Below are 24065 nucleotides of genomic sequence, written 5' to 3'. Positions count from 1 at the left end.
CCCTGGCTGGGTAAGATATGACCTCAGGGAGGCAAGGTCATGCGCGTAGTCATTATTGGAGCCGGCCCGGCCGGCCTTACTGTGGCTGAGACTCTGCGCAATTACGACATGGACAGTGAGATTGTTCTGTATGCCGCAGAACCTTTCCCGCCGTACGCCCCCCCGGCCATAGTAGATTATCTGGTATCCGGAAGAGAAGAGACTCTTTTTTGGAAAGGAAAGGAGTTCTGTGATCAGTTGAGAATAGATTATCGGCCAGGGATTTCTATCCAAGCAGTGGAGACTGACAATCATGATGTAGTGGAGGCGAACAACCGCAAAGTTCACTATGACACCCTGGTCATTGCCACTGGCAGCAGGTTGTATGCCCCAATTGAGGGTTCTGACCTGCCAGGAATCTACAACTTCAAGTCTCTGACTGCTGCCAGGTCATTGATGGAAAAGGTGCGTCAAGGGCAGCTGGGCAGTGCTGTCATTGTGGGTGCGGGTTTTATTGGCATGGAAGTTTCTTTGCTGTTGCGGCAGCTTGGCCTGGCAGTGACAATCATTGAGATGCAGGACAGGGTGATGCCTCGGGTGCTGGATAGAGAGACTGCAGATATGGCCCTGGGCACATTGAAAGCACGCGGTGTTGAAGTTCGTCTCGATACAAAGGCAGTGACATTTGAAGGAGAAAGGGAAGTGGAGGGTGTTCGACTTGACTCCGGGGAAATAGTGCAAGGAGAGGTGTACGTGGCAGCTAGTGGAGTCAAGCCGAACACGGAATTTCTCAATGGTTCTGGAATCGACCTGGGGTGGGGTGTGGTGGTTGACGACTACTTGCGGACCAGCAGAGGTGATGTGTACGCAGCAGGCGATGTGGCGGAAACGCACGACCTGCTCACAGGAGAAAGGTATGTCCATGCCATATTCCCCAATGCAGTGGCCCAGGGTCGCATTGTTGCTGCCAACATCATGGGCAAAGAAACACGTTATGAGGGTGCCGAGAGTATGAACAGCCTGAAGCATTTAGGACTGCCCCTGGTGGCGGTTGGACACATGCATGCAGATGAGGAGCTGCGCTTTCGCTGCGGCAATGTGTTGCGGAAGATATTTCTCAAAGACGGTCGTATCGTCGGCTTCCGACTGACCGGAGATATCAGAGGAGCGGGAGTCTATCGAAGCCTGATGCTGAGAAGGGTGGATGTGGCTGCTTACAAGGACAGGCTCCTCAGTGATCGTTTTGGCATTGCTGATCTGATGATTCCTTACTAAAACTACCGGGATTAGGCTATTTTATCAGGTCGCGGTTAGAGAACCGCTCCTCCCTGGACATGTCATTATGAGGAGATTTCTTTAGGAGAGGTTCTCGAGGCCCGAGCAGATTGGACTTGGTCTTTATGGTTTTGCGGAACTGGTTGTAAAGTTGTCCTCTAGGAAAATCATTGGAAGGCGGCTATTTTATCAGGTCGCGGTTAGAGAACCGCTCCTCCCTGGACATGTCATTATGAGGAGATTTCTTTAGGAGAGGTTCTCCCCGGCAACGGGACAGGCTAGCCACGGCCTGTGCTGGTGGCTTTCACATTGAGATCAAACTACTGAATATTGTCTTATGACTGTCTCTGCTGTGCACACTCTGGCCACAGACTACTTCGAATATCTGGCGCGGTGTTTCCCGGTGATGTGCGCCAGCGATGAGTTCCATTTTCTTCCCCGGGCCCAGGCTGCCAGGCGATATTATGAAGAGCTGGATGATTTGGGTCGGCAAAAGATCCAGGAAGTTGTGGCTGCCTTGAGGAGGTTTAAAGAAGACTTTCGAGCAGTGAGGACCCAGGAAAGGGATCTGGAAGCGCATCTGGACAAGGTCTTGCTGCTTGGTAGTGTGGCCGGTGTCTTGCTGGAGTTTGCTGAGAACCGCTCCTGGCAGCACAATCCACTGCTTTATCTCAAGATTGCCTTCATCGGCCTCGATCATGCTCTGACAAAGCCGGCTGCCGGCAGTGATGAACGCAGAAGCAGGGTTGAATCACGGTTGAGTACAATTCCCAGACTTCTCCACCAGGGCAAAGAAAACATAAAATCTGTACCGGCAAGTTATCACCAGGCCGCCTTGTTGATGATAGGAGACTGCCGCGCCTACCTGGAGGAGATTTCTGCCGGTCTCGCCGCAGAAGGAGGGCGGACTTTGCAGCAGAGAATTGAGGCGGTTGCGGCAAGCCTCGCTGAGTTTGCAAGTTTTCTCACATCTCTCTCGCCAGTTCCAGACAAGGGCTTCTCTGGGATGGCTGTGGAACGCACTTTGCGGGAGCATTTCCTCTCCAACCGCTCCTTGCCCGAGGTTTTTCAGATTGCCCAGGAAGAATGGAGGGAGAATCTCGAAGAGCTGGAAAGATTGCGCCACCGGGTAGATAGCTCGAAATCATGGCAGTCGCTTTACCAGGATTACTTTCCCGCCGCAGCAGAAGAAAGGGATACCATAACCCTGTACCGGCAGGAGGTGGAGTCCCTGCAGCAGTTTTTCCTGGAACAGGGACTTGGCCTTGGCATGGCAGACGGCGGGTTGCTGGTTTGTGAAACCCCCAGATATCTGAAATCAGTTCGCAGTGCAGCTTCTTTTGCCGCCGCCTTCAGCGATGATGCAGCGGAGAAGGACTACTTCTACATTACCACCACCTTGCCAGGCAACAGAGCTGCCGCCGCCACAGATCTCCTCAGAAAGAGGCTTCACAAGGAATTCAAGTTTCTTACTGCCCATGAGACGATTCCAGGACATTACTTGCTGGACGCCATGCGGAGAACTTTGGCCAATCCAGTGAGACGTCAAATCGAGTCGCCGCTATTCTACGAGGGCTGGGCATACTATGCAGAATCCCTTCTGGGCGATTACGGCTATGTGGAAAGTTCTCTGGACAAACTAGTGGATTGCAAGCGGCGCCTATGGAGAGCGGCCAGATGTCAAATAGATGTGGGCCTGGCAACGGGTCTGCTCAGCTTCGAGCAAGGAGTTCAGCTGCTCACCACTACTGGATTCAGTCCAGAAGAGGCGGTAAACCAGATTCATAGATTCCGCCTGAATCCGGGCTACCAACTCTGTTACACTCTTGGACGCTTCGAGATCATGAAACTGAAGGAAAAATATGGCCGCCGCTTTGGCAATGCTGCATTTCACCACAACATGCTGACTGGTGGCGAGCTGCCTTTTCATCTCATAGACAAGAGATTTGCCAGCATGGATGGCAGGGGAAAAGAGCACATGGAGGAGTAAGCATTGAGAGATTTCTATGGATACCATTCCGAATGGAACCTTGGCAGTCCGGGCGGTTGGGACTACCAGCGCATCACCCAGATCATTGGCAAGGAAATATGGGCTGAACTGCAAAAAATTCGGCCTTTCGAGGTACAGCTAGATTTCGATCATCCATTGCTTTTCCCGGTGGAAGGTTTTGTGGAGATGCTGGTAGAGGCGCACCGGAGGCGTGAGGGAGACAAGCCGGCGTTGATTGCAGTGGTGGCGGAACAAGAGACGCTCGAAGATGTGACAGAGAACAGAAATCTTGCCGAACGGCTGAACGCCGTCGAGGGGGTGTCAGGGGCTTTGCTGGCGCCACAGGAGCTCGAGCTGAAAAATGGCAGGGTGTGCTGGCGTGGACGTCCGGTGTCGATAGTGTTCATGGATTTCAATACTGATGTGCTCCTCGATCTACACCGCAAGCATGGTTTGCAGCCGTTGCTGCAGGCGGTAAAGGAAGGGAGAGTGATCAACCCGCGTGGCACCGAGCCCATCAATGTGAAGAGCATGTTCGAGGTCGTGACTGGCTGGGGGCGCGACCGCTTTCATCCAGAAACGGTCAGGCGAACTCCCTGGACTCGCCAGTTTTATGCTCGCCGAACGCAGGGGCCCGCAGGTGAACAGATAGACGATCTTGTTGAATGGACTCGGGACCACTGGGACGAACTCGTACTCAAACCTGAAAGGGGATACTCGGGCAAGGGAGTCAGGGTCGGAATGGTGAACAATGACGTGGATGAAGCCATCAATCTCGCCCTCAAGGAAGGAAACTACATTGTGCAGCAAAAAATTCCGCTGGAACTCTGGGCGGAAGAGATCCCAGCCCTGAGAGAAGGAACAGTGACAGTAGAGCGGTATCAGACTGACTTTCGCTGCCTCTTTGGGCCCAGGGGCATGTTCGGTTTCCTGGGCAGGTATGGAGGGGTGCCCACCAATGTGGGCAGCGGTGGCGGGGTGCAGCCGCTGGCGGTACTGCAATCGGAGATGTCTGTGAGAGAAGCGGTGTCGCGAATCAACGAGGCCATTGCCGCCATGGACTATGGCGATCTGCGCCAGGTGGTGGAGCGGCAGAAGCAACTGGCCCTGGAACACGACTTTACCTACCTGCTCGGACCTATCAAAATCGCTTTGCGGCCCAGAGTGATAACCGCCGCCCAACTCAAGGCTCTCGAACAGTACTGTGCCGCCCTGTGGGCCGACTGTCTGGAACTGGAGAGGATGTGGCTGGCAGGGGAGCTTGACCACATGGTCAAGATCGAGGAAGAGGAACTGGAGATCGCCCGTTTGCAGCCATGGGGCGGCTCAGCAGCGATTATTGCCTCGGACGGCTTGTTTGATTTCGGCTCCAGCCCGGATGCGCCATGAACATAAGAGTGGACCCTGACTGGTGGAAAGAGATCTTCGACGAGGTCTACCTTCTCACTGATGCGCGATCGGTGTGCGATGAGGAGATTACCAGGCTGGAGGTGGATATCATAGAGGAGTTGTTGCAAATACGGCCGGGACAAAGGATCCTGGATCTCTGTGGCGGCCACGGCAGACATAGCCTGGAGCTCTGTGCTAGAGGGTTCAATGGCTGTACTCTGCTCGACTACTCGCATTGCCTCCTGGAGATTGCCAAAGCAAGGGCGGCAGAATTTGGCTATTCCATGGAATTTACCCGGGGTGACGCCAGAGAAACCGGACTGCCGGCTGCAACCTTTGACCATGTACTCATAATGGGGAACTCACTCGGCTATGCGGCTGAACCTGAAGCCGATGCCAGAATTTTGGCGGAGGCCAACAGGGTGCTGCGGCCTGGCGGTACTATCCTGGTGGACGTGGCAAACGGCAGAGCAGTAAAAGAGTCTTTTACTTCCTCAGCCTGGCACGAGATCGGGGATGATATCATAGTCTGCCGCGAGCGGGAACTGCAGCATGACAGGGTGCTGGCGCGTGAAGTCGTTGTCAGCAAGAAAAGGGGGTTAGTGCGGGACTGTACCTATGCAATGCGCTTATATTTCCCGGAATCTCTAGAAGCTCTCCTAAGAGAGGCCGCTTTTGAGAGCATCATCGTACGCACCCGTTTTGCGCCCCACAGGAGGAAAGGTGACTACGGATTCATGAACAAACGGATGCTTGCCACTGGCTGTAAACGATAAAGAGGCCATTTGGCGTGTGTTGCCTGCTCTCAAATGCCAGTTGTGGTCCAATAGAGGCAAGTTGGGAGCAGGACGACCTGAAAAACTGCAGAAAGGAGGAGGCTATGAAGAAGGTTATGGTGATTGGCTGTGGTGCTTATATGGACAGCGGCTATGGCTGTCCGGGTGAGTGGCGCTGTCTGAAAGCTGCCAGCCTTGGTGAGGGTAGTTTTGATGAGCCTTCCCAGGTCGTCTCATTTGTAAAATGCACCTGTCCAGGACGGAGTCTAGCCGCCAACGTAGGCATGGCCATGAAGCTTTCGGAGATGAAGCCGGATGCCATTTATCTGAGTTCCTGTCTGGCAAACGCCAAGCCGGATTGCCCTTATGGCAGTGCTGAACAGTTTGCCCAGATACTGGAGAATAAATTCCAGGTCCCCATAGTTCTGGGCACCCATGACTATCACTGAGAAGGGGGCTTTATTTTCTAGTACACCTCAAGCCCCAGGCCTGTGACAGAGCGGTCTGGGGCTCTAATTGTAATGAGGCTGAGCCCCTCTTTCAGCTGCCTCCTTGCATTTTAGCAGCCAGAGAATTACCTTTTCAAAGAACCATATTGAAATACTAGAGATTTGGGAGGTTCCATATGTGGGAATACACTGATAAGGTGCGAGAATATTTTAACAATCCTCGCAACGTAGGAGATATAGAAGATGCAGACGGGGTTGGCGAGGTTGGCTCTCTTGCCTGTGGTGACGCCTTGAGACTCACTTTCAAAGTCGATGACGAAGGCAGGATAACAGAGGCCAAGTTCCAAACCTTTGGCTGTGCCAGCGCCATTGCCTCTTCTTCAGCCCTCACAGAGTTGATTATAGGGAAGACCCTGGAAGAGGCTGAAAAGATTACCAACAAGGACATAGTGGAGTTTCTCGGCGGACTGCCGCAGCAAAAGATGCACTGTTCAGTGATGGGACAGGAAGCACTTCGGGCCGCTATTGCCAATTATCGGGGTGAAAAACTCCCCAAAGAGGACTCAGAGATAGTATGCGAGTGTTTTGGCATTACTGAAAATGAAATTGAGGAGGCAATACGACAAAACGAGCTCACTACCCTGGAGCAAATCACCGATTACACCAAAGCTGGAGGAGGCTGCGAATCCTGCCACGAACGAATCGAGGCCATACTTGAGCGAATACTGCAAGAAGATGGCAAAAGGAAACCGAGCCAAGAGGCAGCGGCCCGTCGGCCACTCACCAATGTGCAGAAGATCAAGCTGGTGGAACAGACTCTTGAACGGGACATCAAGCCTGAACTGGCAAAGGATGGTGGCGGCATCGAACTGGTGGATATTGTGGGAGACCGCGTCCTGGTGTCTCTGACAGGTACGTGCGCCACCTGCATGGCTTCGCAGATTACTCTGAAGGACTACGTGGAGAACAAACTTCGAGAGATGGTGAGTGATGCCCTCGTGGTTGAGGAGGTGCAGGGATGAAACTCATCTATGTGGACAATAATGCCACCACCATGGTGGCCCCGGAAGTGATGGCCGAGATGAAGCCGTATTTTTCCGAGCTCTACGGCAATCCATCCAGCATGCATTTTTTTGGCGGCCAGGTGCAGCGGAAAATTCGTCAGGCTAGAGAAAGGGTTGCCGCCTTGATTGGGGCTGAGCCTGGAGAAATTATTTTCACCAGCTGCGGTACTGAGAGCGACAATACGGCAATTATGAGTGCGCTGGAAGTAAACCCGACGAAGGATCATCTGATTACCACCAGGGTGGAGCATCCGGCGGTGAAAAACGTGGCGGCGCATCTCAAGCGCAAGGGCTACTCGGTTACGGAGCTGCCCGTAGACAGAGAGGGAATGATTTCGCTGGAGGCTGTACGGGAGGCGATTATGCCGAACACAGCCCTGATCAGCATCATGTGGGCAAACAATGAAACTGGAGTTCTCTTTCCTGTGGAGGAGATTGCCGAGTTGGCAAAAAGCAGAGGCGTGTTGTTTCATACAGATGCGGTTCAGGCGGCAGGGAAAGTGCCGATAAACTTGGCGGCCAGCTCCATCGACATGTTGAGTCTTTCAGGCCACAAACTGCATGGACCCAAGGGAATCGGTGTGTTGTATGTCCGAAAGGGGACCCCTTTTGCTCCCTTCCTCATAGGGGGCCACCAGGAAGGGGGCAGAAGAGGTGGCACCGAGAATGTCCCTGCCATTGTTGGCCTCGGCAAAGCTTGTGAGCTGGCAGCACAACGGCTGCCTGTGGAAGTGGAGCGCATGAGAGCGCTGCGGGACAAACTGGAAAAAGGCTTGTTGGAGAGTATTCCGCACAGCCTGGTCAACGGTCACCCTGAGCAAAGGCTGCCCAATACTCTGAGCATCAGCTTTGAATATGTGGAGGGAGAGTCTATTCTGCTCAAGCTCAGCGATAAAGGCATATGTGCTTCATCCGGCTCTGCCTGCACTTCGGGGTCTCTGGAGCCCTCCCATGTGCTGAGGGCCATGGGCGTTCCTTTTACTGCTGCCCACGGCTCCATCCGCTTCAGTTTGAGCATATACAACAGCGAAGAAGAGATGGACTACATTCTGGAGGTAATGCCCCCTATAATAGAACAGCTGCGAAGCATCTCTCCCTTCTGGAAGGGTGGTTTGACGGCTAGAAGCTGTACTGCTTCGTAAAGGCAAGGTGCTGGCGGCCTGCGAGCAGGCAGTGGCGTTTGTTAGACTAGGTGGCTGTGGAAAGCAGGCGAGCCTGCTGGTAGAGCTCGGCTGCCTCATATGAGCTTCTCACATAAGGACCGGCAACCGCCCCAATGAATCCCAGTGCCCGGGCGTAACTGACATACTCCTCAAAGCGCTCTGGGGCTACATACTCGACGACTGGATGATGCCGCGGCGAAGGAGGGAGATACTGGCCGATGGTCACCAGATCACATCCCGTATGGCGGATGTGGGAAAGCAGCGTCCGTATCTCCCCTGCTGTTTCACCAAGGCCCACCATGAAGCCACTCTTGGTGAACGTCTCTGGAGAGAGTTTTTTGGCGGTTGTCAGCAGCTGAAGAGAGCGGCCGTAGTTTGCCTGAGGGCGAACCGCTGGATAGAGACGGGATATAGTTTCCACGTTGTGGTTCAAGACCGCAGGAGGCGCTTGCAGGACAGTCCGCAATGCAGAGTGTGAGCCGCCAAAATCGGGAACAAGGAGTTCGATGCTCACACCAGGAGATGTACAGCGAATGGCCTGCATGGTAGCAGCAAAATGACTGGCGCCCCCGTCGGCAAGGTCGTCCCGGGCAACTGAAGTGACTACCACATAGCGGAGACCTAGTCGACAAACCGCTTCAGCCACCCGCAGGGGCTCATCTGCAGCCGGCGGCCCCTGTGGAGAGGTCTCCACAGCACAGAAGGTGCAATTTCGACTGCAACGGCTGCCGAGGATCATAAAAGTGGCTGTGCCTTTGCTGAAGCATTCGATCTGATTGGGACAAAGGGCTTGCTGGCATACTGTGGTGAGCTCGAGATCGCTGAGCAGGTTCTTCACTCGAGTAGCTGTGCTGGAGGGGGCAAGCCGTTTTCTGAGCCACGCCGGCCTGGCTTTTGGTTTATGGGTGTCCATGCGGCTCCCAGGCACAATCTTGTAAGGTTTCTAGTGAAGGGTGTTAAACAAGCAGGTTCGCTGTCAGCATGCGAGCGGCCTGCTGTTTGCTGCGAAGTATATCTCATTTTTGCCAAAAGGTCCTGGTTGATTTTGAGGCAGGACTGGCCAGGAACAGAGGTGGACATGGCGCAGGACTCGAGTTGTCAGCCAGCCAGGGGGAATCAGCTGAGGGCTTGACGATGTGCTCACACTTGGTTAAAGTGCGGCGACTATGATAGACAAGTACAAATGCCGCTATCATCCGGACAGGGAGGCTGTCATAGCCTGCGAGAAGCACGGCTATGGCTATTGCAGTGAGTGCCTGGAAAACTGCAAGGCCTGTACGGATCCTGAGCTTTACTGCAAATTCAGAACACACTGTATTATCTGGGAAGAATGCCACAGAGAAATCAAAAAGAAACGGACGCAAGCAGCCACTGGTTGTGGGTGAACCACAAGGGAGCGCCAGCCAAGCAATAGCTGTGGTCTGTTGGAGGCAAAATGCCAGCGGTTTGCTCACCGCTTTGCTGTTCGGGTAGCTCATTTTATGATTTTGATAGGCGAAAAGAGCAGACTTGTGGGTACGGTACAATGCCATGAGAAAGACGTGGTGGTGGCAGGAGAGTTCGAGGGGACTCTTATCAGCAGTGGAGAGCTCGCGGTCTATAGGAATGGCATGGTCAGCGGCATCATCCGGGTGCACAATCTCACAGTAGCGGGAAATATCCAGGGTGAAGTGCAGGTTGAAAACAGGCTGCAGGTAAAGAGTTCGGCCAAGGTGCGTGCCTGCATCACTACGGCCAAGCTGGAATGGGAAGAAGGAGCGAATCTTCAGGGTGAGATCAACTGCGTCTTGTAGTTGTTGGCCCTTTTTCCCATTCGACCATTACCATGCAGGCACCATTCAGGTTTCCCCAAGAGAGCTCCTGGCATATTGCTGGGATTGGAAGCGAAAGGGCCCCGATCTCGTGAGTGATCGGAGCCCTTTCCTGGTCTGCGCAGTGTTGCGCGCGAATTGTCCTGAGAAGCAAGCCAGAAAAAGTGTTATTGAAGAACGAGCTGCTCACACCTCTGAAACATGGCCAGGTCCTCCCACACCTGGGCCTCCATGCCGGACTCGGTGATACAGACGTGCCTTCCTGGAAGAGTGCTGAAGTCGAAGAACCCGACCTGTTCATTAAAAATAATATAACCATCATCGTGCAGACTTGCCAGGAGTACATTTGCCATCAGTTTTTGGGTAGCTTGCCGCATAAAGTCCATTTCGTCAATTTCGCTCTGTGGTTCACTGACGGCCATTACCATCTGTTCGATGAGTTGACCGTTGTTCTGTGCTATGTCTTCGAGCATGGTCATGACGATCCAATTTGGCACCTCAGTCAAGGCGACATCTTTATGAATCAGCGCCCACTCGAGGACTCCTGGTCGATGTGTTCCACTCCATAGACAAGCCATATCTTTTCCTTCCCTTGTAAGTTCTGCTATCTGTGAGAAAGGCTGTCAGCCACGCGGGCAGCTAATGCATCGGCAGTGCCAACTATGACCCGGGGTGTTTTGCTAAATAAATTCTTTGTAAATTCAATATGTTGAGTTGTTCCCCTCTTGGAAATATAATGCAGTCATCTTTGGCTGGAAGGGACCACTGGCGGCCAAAAGTGACGTATTTCGTCAGCAGCCGGCTTGCTTCAAAGTAGAGAATTGTAGCTTGATGCAGCATGAACATTGTATTTGCCTCCGCTGCATTTGACTATTCACTCCAGGTATTTTCCCTGCCAGAGATTGCGTTCTTCCATGGTGTCCCAGATTGCCTGTAAATTGGTTTGCTTCTCCAGGGCCCACATGGGCGCCACTAACTCCTCAGGGTGGGGGTCGCCAGTCAGTCGGTGAATCACGACCTGAGGAGGAAGGTAGGCGAGGAAGTCACAGACTATGTCTACATATTGATCGCGGCTGAGACACTGATAACTGCCCTGGGAATAGAGCATGGCGAGGGGGGTGTCTTTGATGACGTAAAGCAAATGAATCTTGACCGCCTGAATGTCCAGGCAACCCAGCGCTCTGGCAGTTTGCAGCATCTCTGCCTTTCCTTCACCTGGCAGGCCAAGAATAACATGCACACAGATGTCCAGGCCGCGCAGTCGTGTCCGCTCCACCGCATCCACAAAAGCGGCAACTGTATGGCCCCGATTTATAAAGACAAGGCTGCGGTCGTGTATCGACTGCAGTCCGTATTCCAGCCATAGATAGGTCCGTTCGTTGATCTCGGCGAGCAGGTCCAACACCTCATCGGCAACACAGTCTGGTCTGGTGCCAATTGCCAGGCCAACCACATCTTTCACGGACAGCGCTTCTAGATAAAGCTGCCGCAGTCGGTCTACTGCAGCGTAGGTATTTGAAAAAGACTGAAAGTAGGCGATAAATTTCTTGGCTCCGTAGCGCCGTTGCAGCCGTTGTTTGCCCAATTCGAGTTGCTGGCGAATGGAATAGTTGCGGGCAAGCCCTGTGCCGGAGCCGAGGGCGTTGCAGTAAATACAGCCCCCCAGACCTACGGTGCCGTCTCGATTCGGGCATGTTAGCCCAGCATCGAGGCTGATCTTTTGCACCCGGCAGCCAAAGCGCTGGCGCAAAAAGCTGTTGAGATCACGGTAGCGTCTGGTAAACATGAAAATCATTATATATAATCCTTTCTGCAAGTAAATGACACCGTGGACGAGTACGTTTTTGCAGTTTCAGGACAATCAGGATGAGCGTCTACCCAAAATCCTATGATGTGATCGTTGTGGGGGCTGGTCATGCTGGCTGTGAAGCAGCACTGGCAGCGGCACGCATGGGTTGTCAGACGCTGCTGTTGAGCATATATCTAGACACCGTGGCCCATATGCCCTGTTCGCCTTCGGTAGGTGGTCTCGGCAAAGGGCATCTGGTGAAGGAAATCGATGCGCTTGGCGGCGAAATGGCAAAAATTGCCGATCAGAGTGCTATTCAATATCGAACCCTGAACACCAGAAAAGGCCCGGCTGTGCAGGGTACGAGAACGCAGAACGACAAATCGCGCTACCGGGCAATTATGAAAAACACGCTGGAGCGGCAGAAGGGCCTCGATTGCAAGCAAACAACAGTCGAGAAGTTGCTGGTGGAGGGCGACAGAGTGGTGGGGGTCCGAGATCACCTGGATGTGGAATTCCTTGGTTCCACTGTTGTCCTCACAACCGGTACATTCTTGCACGGCCTGATCCATATTGGCAGCAAGAAGATTCCTGCAGGAAGGGCAGGGGAATTTCCGGCTGACAATCTGGCAACAAACCTCAGTCAATTAGGTTTCCAGATGGGCAGGATGAAGACAGGTACGCCTGCACGGCTGCGGCGAGACACCATTGACTTTTCACAGTTCCAGGAACAGGAGGGAGAGGAGAACCCCCGGCCGTTTTCCCTTTTTACTGAAGGAATTTCGCTGCCGCAACTCTCCTGTTATATAGGGCACACTGCCAGAAATACTCATGAAATCATCAGACGAAACATTCAGTTATCTCCTCTTTACAGCGGGGCCATCAAAGGAGTTTCAGCGCGCTATTGCCCCTCCCTCGAAGACAAGATCATGAAGTTTCCTCACAAAGAGTGTCATCAAATCATTCTAGAACCGGAGGGGCTGGAGACAGCAGAAATATATGCCAGCGGCACGGGGAATTCTTTGCCCTACGAAATTCAACTGGACCTTGTCCACTCAATAGCGGGATTGGAAGAAGCCGAGATTATGAGACCAGCGTATGCCATCGAATACGACTTTGTGCAACCCACTCAGCTTCGGCCGACCCTGGAAACAAAAAAGATCAAAGGTCTTTATATGGCCGGCCAGATAAACGGTACATCTGGTTACGAGGAAGCTGCGGCTCAGGGGATGTGGGCCGGCATCAATGCTGCTCTTTCTGTGCAGAAGAGAGGACCCTTTATTCTTGACCGTTCAGAAGCATATATGGCTGTGATGGTCGATGATCTGGTTACTAGAGGAACCCGTGAGCCCTATCGAATGTTCACTTCTCGGGCCGAATATCGCTTGCTGCTGCGGGAAGACAATGCAGATTTCCGCTTGATGGAGAAAGGTCACGAAATAGGACTCATAGACAGGACTGCTCTCAAAGAGATGAGAGAGCGCAGGCGACAAGTCCAGGACGAGCTCGAGCGGCTCAAGAAAGTCTGGATCAAGCCCTCTCCTGTGGTAAATGCATACCTGAACAGTAAGCGGTCAGCCAGGCTTGATAGAGCACTGCCCCTCGCTCAGTTGTTGAAAAGACCTGAACTGGGCTACCGAGACATTCAACAATTGCCTGGCGGGAGCAGACAACTGCCTGCAAGAGTTGCCGAGCAGGTGGAAATACAGTGCAAGTACGAAGGGTACCTGGAGCGCCAACAGGCAGAAGTGGAGAAATTCAAAAATCTGGAGAAAATGCTGATGCCGGCAGATTTTCCCTACGAGAAAATTCAGGGTCTCTCGCATGAAGTAGTGCAACGGCTCATTGAAATCCAGCCCACCTCGCTGGGGCAGGCCTCACGAATTTCCGGGATTACTCCGGCGGCTTTGTCAATTCTCATGGTGTATCTCAAACGCTACCGACAACAGGGTTGTTTGTCGAAAGGCAAGATGGAGATAAGGCAAGAGCCAATTGCAGGGAGAGAAGGCTGCTTTATTGTGCATAGTGAAGAGTGAGGAAATCTCGTTTGCAGGTAACTTCCTGACTTGGCAAGAAAAATGCATGACAGGGACTGGGCAAGGGTGCTGCAGTACCGTCTACAAATCTACCTATGACTTTTTCGGTAAGGAGCATGCCAGTGGAGAGACGGATAGCAACTGGAAGTCTGTACGTGGTGGTCTTGGCGATGTGCTTTTGTCTATGGGGACAGATGGGGCGTGCCTGGGCTGCGAGTCTTTACGTTTCCGATACCACGCTGGAGGCAAACTTGAGAACAGGCACTCAGGCGGACAATCGTATTATTGCCTTGTTGCGTCCTGGGACAAAAGTGACCCTGTTGGAAGAACAGAGAGGCTGGGCCAAGGTGGCCCTGGAGGATGGACGCACAGGGTGGATCTTGCGGCGATACTTGTCAGAGAGGGTTCCGTGGCGGCTCACTGCTGAAAAACTCGCTGCAGAAAAGGAACGGTTGCAGCAAAAACTTCATGACCTCAAGAGTCTACAGCAGAAACTTGCTGAAGAAAACAGCAGACTGAAAAAGCTGGTGCTGGACAGCGAAAAGGATCTACAAACTGCTCAGAAGGCATATAAAGATTTGCGCGAAGGGGCGTCAAACTATCTGAAGCTCAAAGATGCATATGAGGGCTTGCAGAAGCAAGCGCTTGCAATCAAAGAAAAACTTGCACAGGCTCAAAAAGGCTACGAGAAGCTCCAGGGAGCAGATAATATACGCTGGTTCTTGTCTGGCGCTGGGGTATTGCTCTTTGGCTGGTTGCTGGGAATTATCATGGGACGTGCTCGACGTAGACGGAAAGCAGATCTCTATAGATTATAGTCTTGTTTTCTGGTGGATATTTTACCACCCCCTGTTCAAGGGAGAAACAAATCTGCCTGCTAGATTAAGCGCATGGCGTCAGAGGTCAACCTCCACAGGGAGTTCAATTATTATTATTGTGCCATGTTTCGGGGTGCTTGTTATACGGACATCGCCACCATGATCATTGATAATCTTCTTGCACATAGCCAGGTCAAAGCCGCCCTGAGGAGCATCTGACAGTGAGAAAGGGTTGAACATATTCTCCAGGGTCTCTGGGGAAATCAGGCAATGCTGGCTCTGCAGATAAATGCCAATACTGTCCCAGCATACCTCCGTACGGATTTCGATTTTCTGACCTGAAGCCATGAAGGATATGAGTTTTCTCGCTAAGGTGACCAGGGCGTCGAGAATAAGGTCACTGTCGAAAAGGCTGTCAGGCATCTCGCTGTCCAGATCCAGGTGCATTTCCACCCCACTGGACCTCAGTTCATGTTCCAGGGCAACGTAAGCTCGGCTCACCAGCTTGTTAAAATTTCCCCCCTTCTTGTTGAGAGCCAATGGACGGGTATAGTCACGGAGACTCTTGAGTACCATTTCGAGCCGTCTCACTTCCTTTACAATGATCTCTGCCTTGGGACGCAAGGATTCAGGTAAATCCCGGGCGTTCAGCAGAGTGCTGGCAAAGCCGCCGATAGAGACTAGAGGGTTGCGTATTTCGTGGGCAAGATACGAGGCCATGCGGCCGACGCTGGTCAGCCTGTTCGAGTGAGTCAACCTTCGTTCACATTGAACCTTTTCTTCCTGCAGTTTAATGAGTTCCCAGAAGAGTTGGGCGCTGAGATGGTCCATGACCTTGAGGTGGGCCGGCTTGCTCTGCAGAATTTCATGTAAAACTTCGTCTCTGCCTGTGAGTTCGATGAGCAGGTCGAGATCAGAGATTGCAAATAAGTCCTTAAAATTGCAGGTGGTATAGATACCAAGTTGACGCCCGTACACAACTCCGGGGGCATCCTCTCGGGGATCAGCAATGCCAAGTATGCGGATGCTCAAGTGCCGCAGACTGTGAGTGGTAAGAAATTGGAGTAAGATCCTGCATGCGGCGCCGCCTCCAACGAGGGCCATATTAACGGCGATCGGAGCGGGATGCGCCCTGGTTCTAGAGGAAATATCTTCTTTCACTGTGCCGGAGTTGAACATGCCCTGAGGAACCCACTAAAATTATAGGAAATAGCTTGTTCTCACATGGCCTTTCTTCGTATCCTCAGAAGGGACGCGGCGGTAGCTTCGCTGAAGAACATCAGTGGACGAGGCCGAGACTTCTCCCGACGATTGGCGCTCAGCAAAAGAACTCGGCTCAGTTGCTAACAGGTTTAGCATATACTGTCTTTGGTAGTATAGAGGACCTTGAAACGACCCTGTAAGTCTTCCATGAGTTTGTGTTCGTCCTCAGCGCATTTGCATCGAATATAAACGTGCAGAAAGCCTTCCGGTGCATGTTCATAATTGGTGATGATACTGACAATTCTGCCGCTGTGAGAACGAATGATATCGGTTATTTTCTGGATAGAGCCGGGTCGATCTTCTATCTCAAAGCCAATTTGCAGAGGTGCTTGATAAATGCAGGAGATTGATACCATAGCCCGAAACACGTCTCCTTTGGTGATAATACCCTGCAGAGTGTTCTGCGAATCAACCACAGGCAGAGCTGAAATATCGTACTTCAGCATAAGAGCTGCAGCTTTCTCAACAGTCTCTGTAGAAGGGATGGTATAGAGATTCTTGGATACGAGTTCCTTGATTTTCAGCTGGTCCAGGAGATAGTAAAGCTCATGAATATCCAGAGTAGTCGCTTTCGATGGTTGGGCTTCCTTGAGATCTCTATCTGAGACGATCCCCACAAGGTCACCGTTCCTCATGACCGGCAAATGTTGAATTCCATGCTGTTTCATAAGACGTGATGCTTTCATCATGGAGACATCTTCAGTGACAGTGATGACATCTGTGGTCATCCAATATTTAACCAGCATTTAGCTTCTCCTCTTTTCATGGCAACATATCCAAAGCGGCTGGCCCATAGGCGTTTCTGAAAAACCTGTTTCCACTCAGCGAACTCTTCCTGGCCAGATCTCGACCAGAAAAAGAGAGCCAATGATAAGCCTTCAGCTCCACCCAGCCATTTTCTGTTCAATGTCATCTTTACCATAGATATTCTGGAATTCAACCATTAGAGGCAATAAATGTTATTTCTCAGATCATAGAGTGGCCCCGGCATGTGAGGGGATTGGGCAGAAAGGTGTCTGCTTTTCTGAGAAAATTGAGCTGCGTCTGCTCTTGGAGAATGGCCCCGGCTATCTTCAGTGGTACGCCGGAGAAGCCGCGGTCTATTGTATGAAACGGTGTCTGTTTTCAAAACAGGTGGGAAGTAAATTAGTACTCATAGTTTGCACTGTTTTTCCAAAAGATGAAACAATATTACTTCCTTTTTGCCTATGACAGGTGAGGGAGAGTAGAAGTCAACATATTGAAAATATAGTAAAAGTTTAAATTTAACAGTTATGGTACGAAAAATGCTTAGTGTAAAATGGACGATTTGGGTCTTAGAGGGGGAAAAGCGGAAGGGATAACCGCCGTTTCCAAGGGGGATATTCAGCTAGGTGAGCTAGCTCACCCAGAGAGTATCAACTTAATCACATTTCTAACAATTTTCAGTCATTCCAGGTTACATCTTGATTTGCCTGCCAGGCGTGCCAGTCCTGACAAAATTAGGGCTGCTGCTACAGAGACAGTGATATCGTCACAGAGGGGTGTTTACGGGTAAAAAGCAAGTAAGGTTTTTTCCTGGATGAGGTACTTTTCGGAAGTCACTTCAAGGATAAGCGAGTAGAATTACTGTGTGTTCCTTGCGGCCGAAGGCTCCTTCGAAAGTAAGCAAAAAGACTGGAAAATCCTTCCCGGAAAGACGGAACTACCTTCGACTGCTGCGCACTTTCAATGTGAAAATTCACATAGAGGGCACTTCTACAGAGGTGGAAGGAGTTACTTGCAATATTTCCCAGAAAGGATCTTTCGTCAGGAGCCCTTCGTGGGCGATTTTGCGGGAACACGACCATACCGTTGTAACGCTACGATTGCCACCGGAGATGACAGGACAACCAAAGACGTTGAATCTAATTGGCCCTGCGGTGGTGAAGCGAATTGATAAAGAACGAAATGGCATAGCCTTTGAATTTCTCAGAGAGTTGCGAACATTCAAGAGCTTGTTATGAGTAGAATGAAGCGAAAATAGTTTGTCAACGATAGCCCGTCTCGAAAGCGCTCCTACTTGCCATCAAGATGCCCACCTAGATTCTGGTTGCCTCAAGCTGAAGGAAACTACCAGCAAAGACAGAGCAGCTGCCTTGCAACCGCGTGCCAGAGGGCCTTCGAGATAACATGAGATATGGTCCTCAGTTTAGCCCGCATAATACCTTGCAGGACGAGCAGAGGATCCCTGAGCAACGGCAATTCCGTGGTTACCCGCCAGTAGCAACAGGTCATTCTTCAAGTATCCCAGCCAGAGAAAGTGCTTTTGCAAAGAAGGTACTCTGTGTCTCCAGTCAGGATCTCTTCCCGAGCATACATAAATAGACAATATTCTTTCGCATTCCATCTGGGCATTTGCTCAATTAACTCTTGGCCATTTGGCCATTTTATTGCTGACAAGAAGAGGATCTCCACGACATCTATGATTTAACTGTATAAAATAACAATAAAAAAACTTATGGATGGTTTTGGCATCAACCATGCTATCCATGTAAACGTACCTGTTGTGCATAGAGCTGTATTGCTAATAAAAGGGACGCGATTATGGCTATTATTTTTTGGTGTGTGTTTGTTGCTGTGGCGCTGCTCGTTATATTCCTGGTGGCGCAGATGGTCAAGATTCTCTGGGTTGATGACTGTGCCGTAGAGATCGACCTGTATGATCTCGAGGGAATTGTTACAACCACATCACACACTGAACTAAACAACTAGAGGATGGTAGGCCTGGACATGCTTTCAGCATGGTGGTTGCCTTTTTGTTATGTGCTCTTGGTATTGGTCCTCATTGCAAAGGACGAGTACCATGGGAGAAATATGGAGCGCAGCCGGTTGGACGCCAGAGTAGACGTGCGTTGGCCTGTTGCCATCGAGACCGTCATGGGCACCATCCAGGCTGAAACGGTAAATATCAGCTTGACTGGTGCCCTGCTGGATTGTGTGCAGCCGCTACCCCTGGGTGATGTTGTGAAAATAACAATGAATGCCTCGGAAAGATTCGTGGAAATGGTTGCAGAAGTGGTACGGTCGCGTCACTTCCAGCATGCTGGAAGCAGGGAACCCCATTACAAAATCGCCATCAAATTTGTGCAGGTGCCCAGAGAAAGCAGCCGCTTTCTGGCGCTGGTCGTAAATGATCTCCGCAGGATCGCCGAACGTCGTGACAAGTTATTTGAGGAGAAAACCTCAGGTGGACAACAGAAGTCGTCCGTTAGTAATTCTCGAACCTGGTCTGCCTGGGACCATGGACTTTGATTCTTTTGGTAAAGGGGTGCACAGCGAGGAGTAAAGCAATGCGAACCAGGGAAAATCAGCTGAGGTCATGCCCTTTTTGTGGTGCTCGGGAATATGAAAAAGGCAGGAGGCAGCTAGCTGTCGCTTCTGACAGGAATGGCAGTTCTGCGGTCTTTTGCCTATGTGGTGCCACGGGTCCTATCAAAAATACCGCTGAAGAAGCAAGAAATGCTTGGAACAACAGATCGTTCTCCACCGAGTCTTTTTCCTGGAATCCTTTCAGCCTGCCGATTCATCCTGCTTGTCCGGAAATGGAGGATTTGAAAGGAAACCTGAAATCCATTGGCTTTCCTGTGATTCTCCAGATTCTTTCTTCAGAAGGCAAGACGGGCACCTTGCAGTTTGTTTCTGGCAAAGACCGCAGGGCAATTTGCCTGAAAGATGGCAAGATTATTGCAGCGAGTGGTTTGGGCGGTGTGCGGCTGGGCCAACTCCTGTTTGCCAAGGGATTGATCTCAGAGGCTAAACTCAGTGAAGTCCTGCAAAAGGCGAGAGAGTCAGGAAAGAGAGTAGGGGATGTGCTGCTCGCCATGGGGTGTGTGGATGAAAGTACCTTGAAAGATCTCATCCGTCACCAGGTACGGGAGATAGTGTTCGACCTGCTGTTCTGGGGCGAAGGAGAATTCGAGTATCATGACTGTGAAGTGTATTTTGATACACGGGCAGTAGAAGAAATAAGTACAACGGAAGTGATGCTTGAGGCTGCTGTGAGAAAAGATGAGGAGGTCGCTGTCCAAAGAGTATAGATTGATGAGAGAGGCTGACGAAGTGAGATCAGTGTAGATAAAGAGTGAAGTCTGAAAGTAGTGAGTTTCTTTTGCTATCTGTGTAGAGATTCTTGCGAAAGTGGCTTTACAAAGGTGATTCCACAGTAATGAGAAAGCTTTTCATAAATCAGAGTGACACTGGATACAGCAGCTGTTCTAAATGTGGTAAGCTGAACAAAGTAAATGTAAAAAATCATAATAAAACCAAAATAGTCGAAATTAAGTGTTACTGTGGGAATAAATATAGCGTAGAAGTAGAGAAGCGGCAATGTTATAGAAAGAATGTGAATATCGTTGGAACTTTTCAGCGTATTTACCCGGATAATAGTGTTATAGGCAGAGTAAATATTGAAGATATTTCTAGAGCTGGTCTAGGATTCACGACAGTAACAAGAAATACGTTAGATATTGATAATATTATACTATTGGATTTTAAATTAGATGATATTCATAAATCTCATATCACGACTGCAGCGATAGTTAAAATTGTCAAAGGGAATTATGTCGGCGTTGAATTTAAACAGTTAAGTGAACACAATAAAAAGATAATAGGCTTTTACCTCTTAGACTCACATCCTCCTTTTCAACAACCCACTTCAGAGGCTCATCCCTGTGAGTCTCTGCCAGGCGGATCGTCTCCTGAGGTCATTTGGCAGCCTTTCGGGGTATCGCCAGCTTCTACAGATGCCGTAGAATTGGCGGGGAAATTGAGTTCATGGGATGTTCCTTCTGTGCTGAGAATACTGTGTTCGCAAAAGAAGAGTGGCATTCTTTCTCTTCAACAAGGACGGAAGAGGAGAGCCATCTGTTTGAAGCGGGGCAGCATAATAGCGGCTACCGGAAATGAGCATTTACGACTCGGTCACATACTGTTGCACAAAAAGATGATCTCTCCGAAACAGCTGCAGCAAGCCCTCGAGAAGGCCCGGGAATCTGGCAAACGACTGGGAGAGATCCTGCTGGATAGCGGCTATGTGAGTCAGAGTGTTTTGCAAAAACTGCTGAATTATCAAATAAAGAAGACCGCAGAAGAATTGGCGAGCTGGAACCAGGGAAATTTTCGGTTTAAACAGTGTCAGGTAGAATTGAAGACTTTTGCTTTATCTAACAAAGGCAAACTTGCCAATAAGAAAAAGGTGCAAAGCGTGTTGAAGTCAGCAAAAAGAAGAGAATACTCACGAGTGTCAGTGTCTTGGCCTGGCAGCATGCATACCTCCCAGGGTTCATACCAGATAGAAGTCAAGAATATCAGTCTGACTGGGGCGCTGATCCACTGCCAGGAGTTGCCGAACCCGGACGAGATAGTTCAGCTTGCCATAGAAATTCCAGAACATCACTACGGCCTTCTGGTAGAGGCTGAAATGGTTAGATTAGAAATTTGTCCAGAGCCCAGTCAGGAAAATCTCATCTATGCTGTGGGAGTTCGCTTCAGAAACCTTGCCGAAGAAGACGTCAATTTTCTCACCAACACGGTTCTCCACTGAGCCTGCTATTGCATGAATCGACAGGGCGTTCAGGACAAGTCCTTGGGCTTCTGGCTGTCCTCAGGTGTCTGCCGCTCCGAGTCGCTGCCATCTGTGCCCTCGCGACAAACTCACAATGGCCAGGCATGTCCTAGGAGTCACAACTTGATGGCAAAATGAAAGTGCACCTGATAACCAATATCGTCAACCAGGTGGGAGAGGGAATTGGAGGCACGGCAACGAGTTAGGCTTTAGCCTGCGTTGTCCTGTGTTGTCATCTATTTCGGCAAGCAATTGCGCCATGGCGCCATTGTAGTACTGGCCGCTGGCTCAGCCTTAAGGTTAGCCGCCAGCAATCGGCTAGTGAAAGGGGTGCACTTTCATTTTGCCATCAACCGTCACGACTCGAGTGGATTTCATGCCAATAATCGGCGGCATCAGAGGATATCCCGGCACACGGCCCGAGCAGGTTAGACCAGGTTACACTATGCCTGGCGCGATCATCATCGCCGTGCTATGCTGTCAATTGATGAAACCTCCACACAGAAGTCCCTGCAACTCGTGTGACCGGGTCGACATTTTCTTATGAAGATCACCGTCGTATACGATAATGAAACGGCCAGGCCGGCTTTGCAGTCTGATTGGGGCTTTTCTTGCCACGTTGAGTTGGAGGATGGGACCACTCTCCTCTTCGATACCGGCGCAAAAGGGTCTCTGCTTTTCCACAACCTGCAGCAGCTGCATATTTCGGTCGAGAACCTTTCCCTGGTTTTCATCTCTCATCCCCATTGGGATCATATAGGGGGGCTTGCGCAGGTGCTTGCGGTCAATAGGAAGTGCAGAGTTTGCATCCCCCATTCCTGCTCTTTACCTGCTGCCGCTTTGCAGGTGACAAGAGTCAAAGGCCCCTGTGAAATTCAGAAAAATATTTTTTCCACTGGCGAACTGGCTGGAATTGAGCAATCACTCGTGATCAGGAGAGGCAAGGGCTCGGTAGTATTGACAGGGTGTTCTCATCCAGGTCTGGAAGCTATTCTCGAGGCTGCAGCAGCTTTTGACGAACCTCGAGTTCTCCTTGGTGGCTTTCATGGTTTCAGTAGGCTGGAATTACTTGATAATCTTGATTTAGTGTGCCCCTGTCATTGCAGTCAGTATAAAGCAGAAATTAGACGACTCTATCCTGAAAAATGCATAACATGTGGTGTTGGTAAGGTCATACTGATCTGAGTGAAGCAACTCCAGCCCTTAATACTTGCAAGCCAATCTTTGGCTATGCTGCAATGAGTTGCACTCAGGCCTCAGTCTTGGTTGAGACGCCGGCCTCTTCGAAAGAGGCCATTTCCCGCATGATTTTAGTTGCAGCCTCGGCAATGTTGATGGCCAGGGCCGCGCCCGTGCCTTCACCGAGTCTCATGTTCAGGTCCACCACAGGTTCTAGGTGCAGGTAAGATAGAGCTGCCCATTGTGCTGGTTCCAGGGAGCGATGTCCGGCAATGAGATAGCCACCTATGTCAGGCTCTATGAGATAGGCAATGAGTCCTGCGGCGGTGGATATGAGCCCGTCCAGGACCACAGCAACTCGCCTGGCAGCTGCTGCCAGGGCTGCACCTGCAATACCGGCGATCTCGTAGCCGCCCACTTTCTGGAGGACATCGAGGCCGTCTTTCGAATGAGGCCGATGAAATTGCAGCGCCTTTTCGATCACCTCTCTCTTGTGTTGCAGCATGTTGTCATCGATTCCCGTGCCACGGCCGGTGGCCTCCGCAGGACTTGTTCCAGTAACAGCGCAAATTATAGCTGCGGCTGCAGTGGTATTGCCGATGCCCATGTCACCGAGTCCCACAATGTCTATGGCGGCTGAGTTGTGTTGACTGAGAAATACCTCCATACCGTTCTGCAGAGCCGCCGCCGCTTCTGCAGCCGTCATGGCCGGGGCAAGGAGGAAATTGCGAGTTCCTTTGCCCACTTTCTTTTTCAGCAGGAGGGGATGATCGGCGATTTCAGCATTAACGCCCATGTCCACCACGCGCATGTGGATTCCGTGGTGACGGCAGAGCACATTGATGGCGGCACCGCCAGCCAAGAAATTCTTCACCATCTGGGCAGTTACTTCCTGAGGGTAGGCAGATACTCCTTCCTGAACAACTCCGTGGTCCCCGGCGAATACCAAGAGGAACTTTCTGTTGATTTGTGGATTGAGATTTCTCTGTATAATACCTACTTGAATGGCCAAATCTTCCAGTCTTCCCAGCGAGCCCACAGGCTTGGTCTTGCCGTCGATTTTAGCCTGAGCTGCAGGCAGCAGTCTTTTGTCAACTGGTTCGATTGATTGCAGGATCGATCGGTAAGGTTCTTCGAACATCGTGATGTTATCCTGTATTGCCGATCTTTTCTCGGTGATTCTCTTTTCTCTCTTCATTTCACTCATATGCTCCTCCTTTTAGATGATTGAAGAACAAGTAGACGAGCAGGTGTCGGCAAAATGGAGTTGCTGCAGAGGGTTGGGCAAGAGCACCTGAAATTTGTTCAAAATAGAAAGTGCATGCCAGGGAGAAGACTTTGCTGGCCCGCGGGAAAACTGGCCAAATCGATTTTGGCCGCAAGAAAGGCAATGTGCGAGGTTGGGGTGTGGAAAACTTGTGTTCAAGGAATGATGCCCACGCTGAACCTTACCTCCGTATCTTTTCTGCATCTCCATATCTCCGGCAGCAGATCAAGATA

Annotated in this window: 23 protein-coding genes; 17 read left to right on the top strand and 6 right to left on the bottom strand. The window is 51.0% G+C overall.

Annotated elements, in window-relative coordinates:
- The first annotated feature begins 39 nt into the window (after positions 1-39).
- The 7 genes from JRI89_09105 to nifS all read left to right on the top strand — a co-directional run bounded on the left by JRI89_09105 (position 40) and on the right by nifS (position 8064).
- On the top strand, positions 40-1254 hold the full coding sequence (locus JRI89_09105) for an NAD(P)/FAD-dependent oxidoreductase (GenBank protein MBW2071402.1): 1215 nt from the start codon (positions 40-42) through the stop codon (positions 1252-1254).
- A gap of 337 nt (positions 1255-1591) precedes the next feature.
- Complete coding sequence (locus JRI89_09100; GenBank protein MBW2071401.1) at positions 1592-3244, top strand: DUF885 family protein; 1653 nt, start codon at positions 1592-1594, stop codon at positions 3242-3244.
- A 3-nt stretch (positions 3245-3247) separates the two neighbouring features.
- Positions 3248-4633, top strand: a complete 1386-nt coding sequence (locus JRI89_09095) for a hypothetical protein (GenBank protein MBW2071400.1) — start codon at positions 3248-3250, stop codon at positions 4631-4633.
- Entirely contained in the window at positions 4630-5409 is a 780-nt protein-coding gene (locus JRI89_09090) for a methyltransferase domain-containing protein (GenBank protein ID MBW2071399.1), read from the top strand. Before JRI89_09095 ends, JRI89_09090 begins: the two co-directional genes overlap by 4 nt.
- Positions 5410-5513: 104 nt before the next feature.
- A complete protein-coding gene (locus tag JRI89_09085) occupies positions 5514-5858 on the top strand; it encodes a CGGC domain-containing protein (protein ID MBW2071398.1) in 345 nt (114 codons plus the stop codon).
- A gap of 176 nt (positions 5859-6034) precedes the next feature.
- Positions 6035-6880 (top strand): Fe-S cluster assembly protein NifU, encoded by an 846-nt coding sequence (nifU, locus tag JRI89_09080; GenBank protein MBW2071397.1) that lies wholly within the window; start codon positions 6035-6037, stop codon positions 6878-6880.
- Positions 6877-8064, top strand: a complete 1188-nt coding sequence (gene nifS / locus JRI89_09075; protein ID MBW2071396.1) for a cysteine desulfurase NifS — start codon at positions 6877-6879, stop codon at positions 8062-8064. Before nifU ends, nifS begins: the two co-directional genes overlap by 4 nt.
- Positions 8065-8110: 46 nt before the next feature.
- Here nifS and lipA read toward each other — a convergent pair whose 3' ends face one another.
- Complete coding sequence (gene lipA, locus JRI89_09070; GenBank protein ID MBW2071395.1) at positions 8111-8998, bottom strand: lipoyl synthase; 888 nt, start codon at positions 8996-8998, stop codon at positions 8111-8113.
- Between the two features lie 253 nt (positions 8999-9251).
- On the opposite strand from lipA, the gene JRI89_09065 reads away from it, so the two are divergent.
- Positions 9252-9470 (top strand): hypothetical protein, encoded by a 219-nt coding sequence (locus JRI89_09065; protein ID MBW2071394.1) that lies wholly within the window; start codon positions 9252-9254, stop codon positions 9468-9470.
- Positions 9471-9566: 96 nt separating this feature from the next.
- The gene (locus JRI89_09060; GenBank protein MBW2071393.1) at positions 9567-9878 is read left to right on the top strand and encodes a polymer-forming cytoskeletal protein; all 312 of its coding nucleotides are present in this window, start codon (positions 9567-9569) and stop codon (positions 9876-9878) included.
- A 185-nt stretch (positions 9879-10063) separates the two neighbouring features.
- Here JRI89_09060 and JRI89_09055 read toward each other — a convergent pair whose 3' ends face one another.
- Complete coding sequence (locus tag JRI89_09055) at positions 10064-10474, bottom strand: hypothetical protein (protein ID MBW2071392.1); 411 nt, start codon at positions 10472-10474, stop codon at positions 10064-10066.
- A 296-nt stretch (positions 10475-10770) separates the two neighbouring features.
- Positions 10771-11682, bottom strand: coding sequence for a TIGR01212 family radical SAM protein (locus JRI89_09050; GenBank protein ID MBW2071391.1), 912 nt, complete (start codon positions 11680-11682; stop codon positions 10771-10773).
- Positions 11683-11762: 80 nt separating this feature from the next.
- Between JRI89_09050 and mnmG the strand changes: the two genes are divergently transcribed.
- Positions 11763-13721, top strand: coding sequence for a tRNA uridine-5-carboxymethylaminomethyl(34) synthesis enzyme MnmG (gene mnmG / locus JRI89_09045; GenBank protein ID MBW2071390.1), 1959 nt, complete (start codon positions 11763-11765; stop codon positions 13719-13721).
- A gap of 122 nt (positions 13722-13843) precedes the next feature.
- Positions 13844-14539 (top strand): TIGR04211 family SH3 domain-containing protein, encoded by a 696-nt coding sequence (locus JRI89_09040; protein ID MBW2071389.1) that lies wholly within the window; start codon positions 13844-13846, stop codon positions 14537-14539.
- A 78-nt stretch (positions 14540-14617) separates the two neighbouring features.
- Here the strand turns inward: JRI89_09040 and JRI89_09035 are convergent, their stop codons facing one another.
- The gene (locus JRI89_09035) at positions 14618-15643 is read right to left on the bottom strand and encodes a hypothetical protein (protein MBW2071388.1); all 1026 of its coding nucleotides are present in this window, start codon (positions 15641-15643) and stop codon (positions 14618-14620) included.
- 248 nt (positions 15644-15891) lie between these two features.
- On the bottom strand, positions 15892-16548 hold the full coding sequence (locus tag JRI89_09030; protein ID MBW2071387.1) for a CBS domain-containing protein: 657 nt from the start codon (positions 16546-16548) through the stop codon (positions 15892-15894).
- 864 nt (positions 16549-17412) lie between these two features.
- Between JRI89_09030 and JRI89_09025 the strand changes: the two genes are divergently transcribed.
- The 6 genes from JRI89_09025 (at position 17413) to JRI89_09000 (ending at position 22571) form a co-directional block, all read left to right on the top strand.
- Entirely contained in the window at positions 17413-17787 is a 375-nt protein-coding gene (locus JRI89_09025) for a PilZ domain-containing protein (protein MBW2071386.1), read from the top strand.
- 580 nt (positions 17788-18367) lie between these two features.
- Positions 18368-18535, top strand: a complete 168-nt coding sequence (locus JRI89_09020) for a hypothetical protein (protein ID MBW2071385.1) — start codon at positions 18368-18370, stop codon at positions 18533-18535.
- 102 nt (positions 18536-18637) lie between these two features.
- On the top strand, positions 18638-19075 hold the full coding sequence (locus tag JRI89_09015) for a PilZ domain-containing protein (GenBank protein MBW2071384.1): 438 nt from the start codon (positions 18638-18640) through the stop codon (positions 19073-19075).
- A 38-nt stretch (positions 19076-19113) separates the two neighbouring features.
- Positions 19114-19860 (top strand): DUF4388 domain-containing protein, encoded by a 747-nt coding sequence (locus JRI89_09010; protein MBW2071383.1) that lies wholly within the window; start codon positions 19114-19116, stop codon positions 19858-19860.
- A 128-nt stretch (positions 19861-19988) separates the two neighbouring features.
- Positions 19989-21365: a PilZ domain-containing protein gene (locus JRI89_09005; GenBank protein MBW2071382.1), complete on the top strand. Its 1377-nt coding sequence runs from the start codon at positions 19989-19991 to the stop codon at positions 21363-21365.
- A gap of 564 nt (positions 21366-21929) precedes the next feature.
- Complete coding sequence (locus JRI89_09000; GenBank protein MBW2071381.1) at positions 21930-22571, top strand: MBL fold metallo-hydrolase; 642 nt, start codon at positions 21930-21932, stop codon at positions 22569-22571.
- 64 nt (positions 22572-22635) lie between these two features.
- Here the strand turns inward: JRI89_09000 and cobT are convergent, their stop codons facing one another.
- Complete coding sequence (gene cobT / locus JRI89_08995) at positions 22636-23706, bottom strand: nicotinate-nucleotide--dimethylbenzimidazole phosphoribosyltransferase (protein ID MBW2071380.1); 1071 nt, start codon at positions 23704-23706, stop codon at positions 22636-22638.
- Positions 23707-24065 lie beyond the last annotated feature (359 nt).

The organism is Deltaproteobacteria bacterium, from assembly GCA_019309045.1.
In the GTDB taxonomy this organism is placed as follows: Bacteria; Desulfobacterota; Syntrophobacteria; order BM002; family BM002; genus JAFDGZ01.
This window is presented reverse-complemented; position numbering and strand designations above follow the sequence as displayed.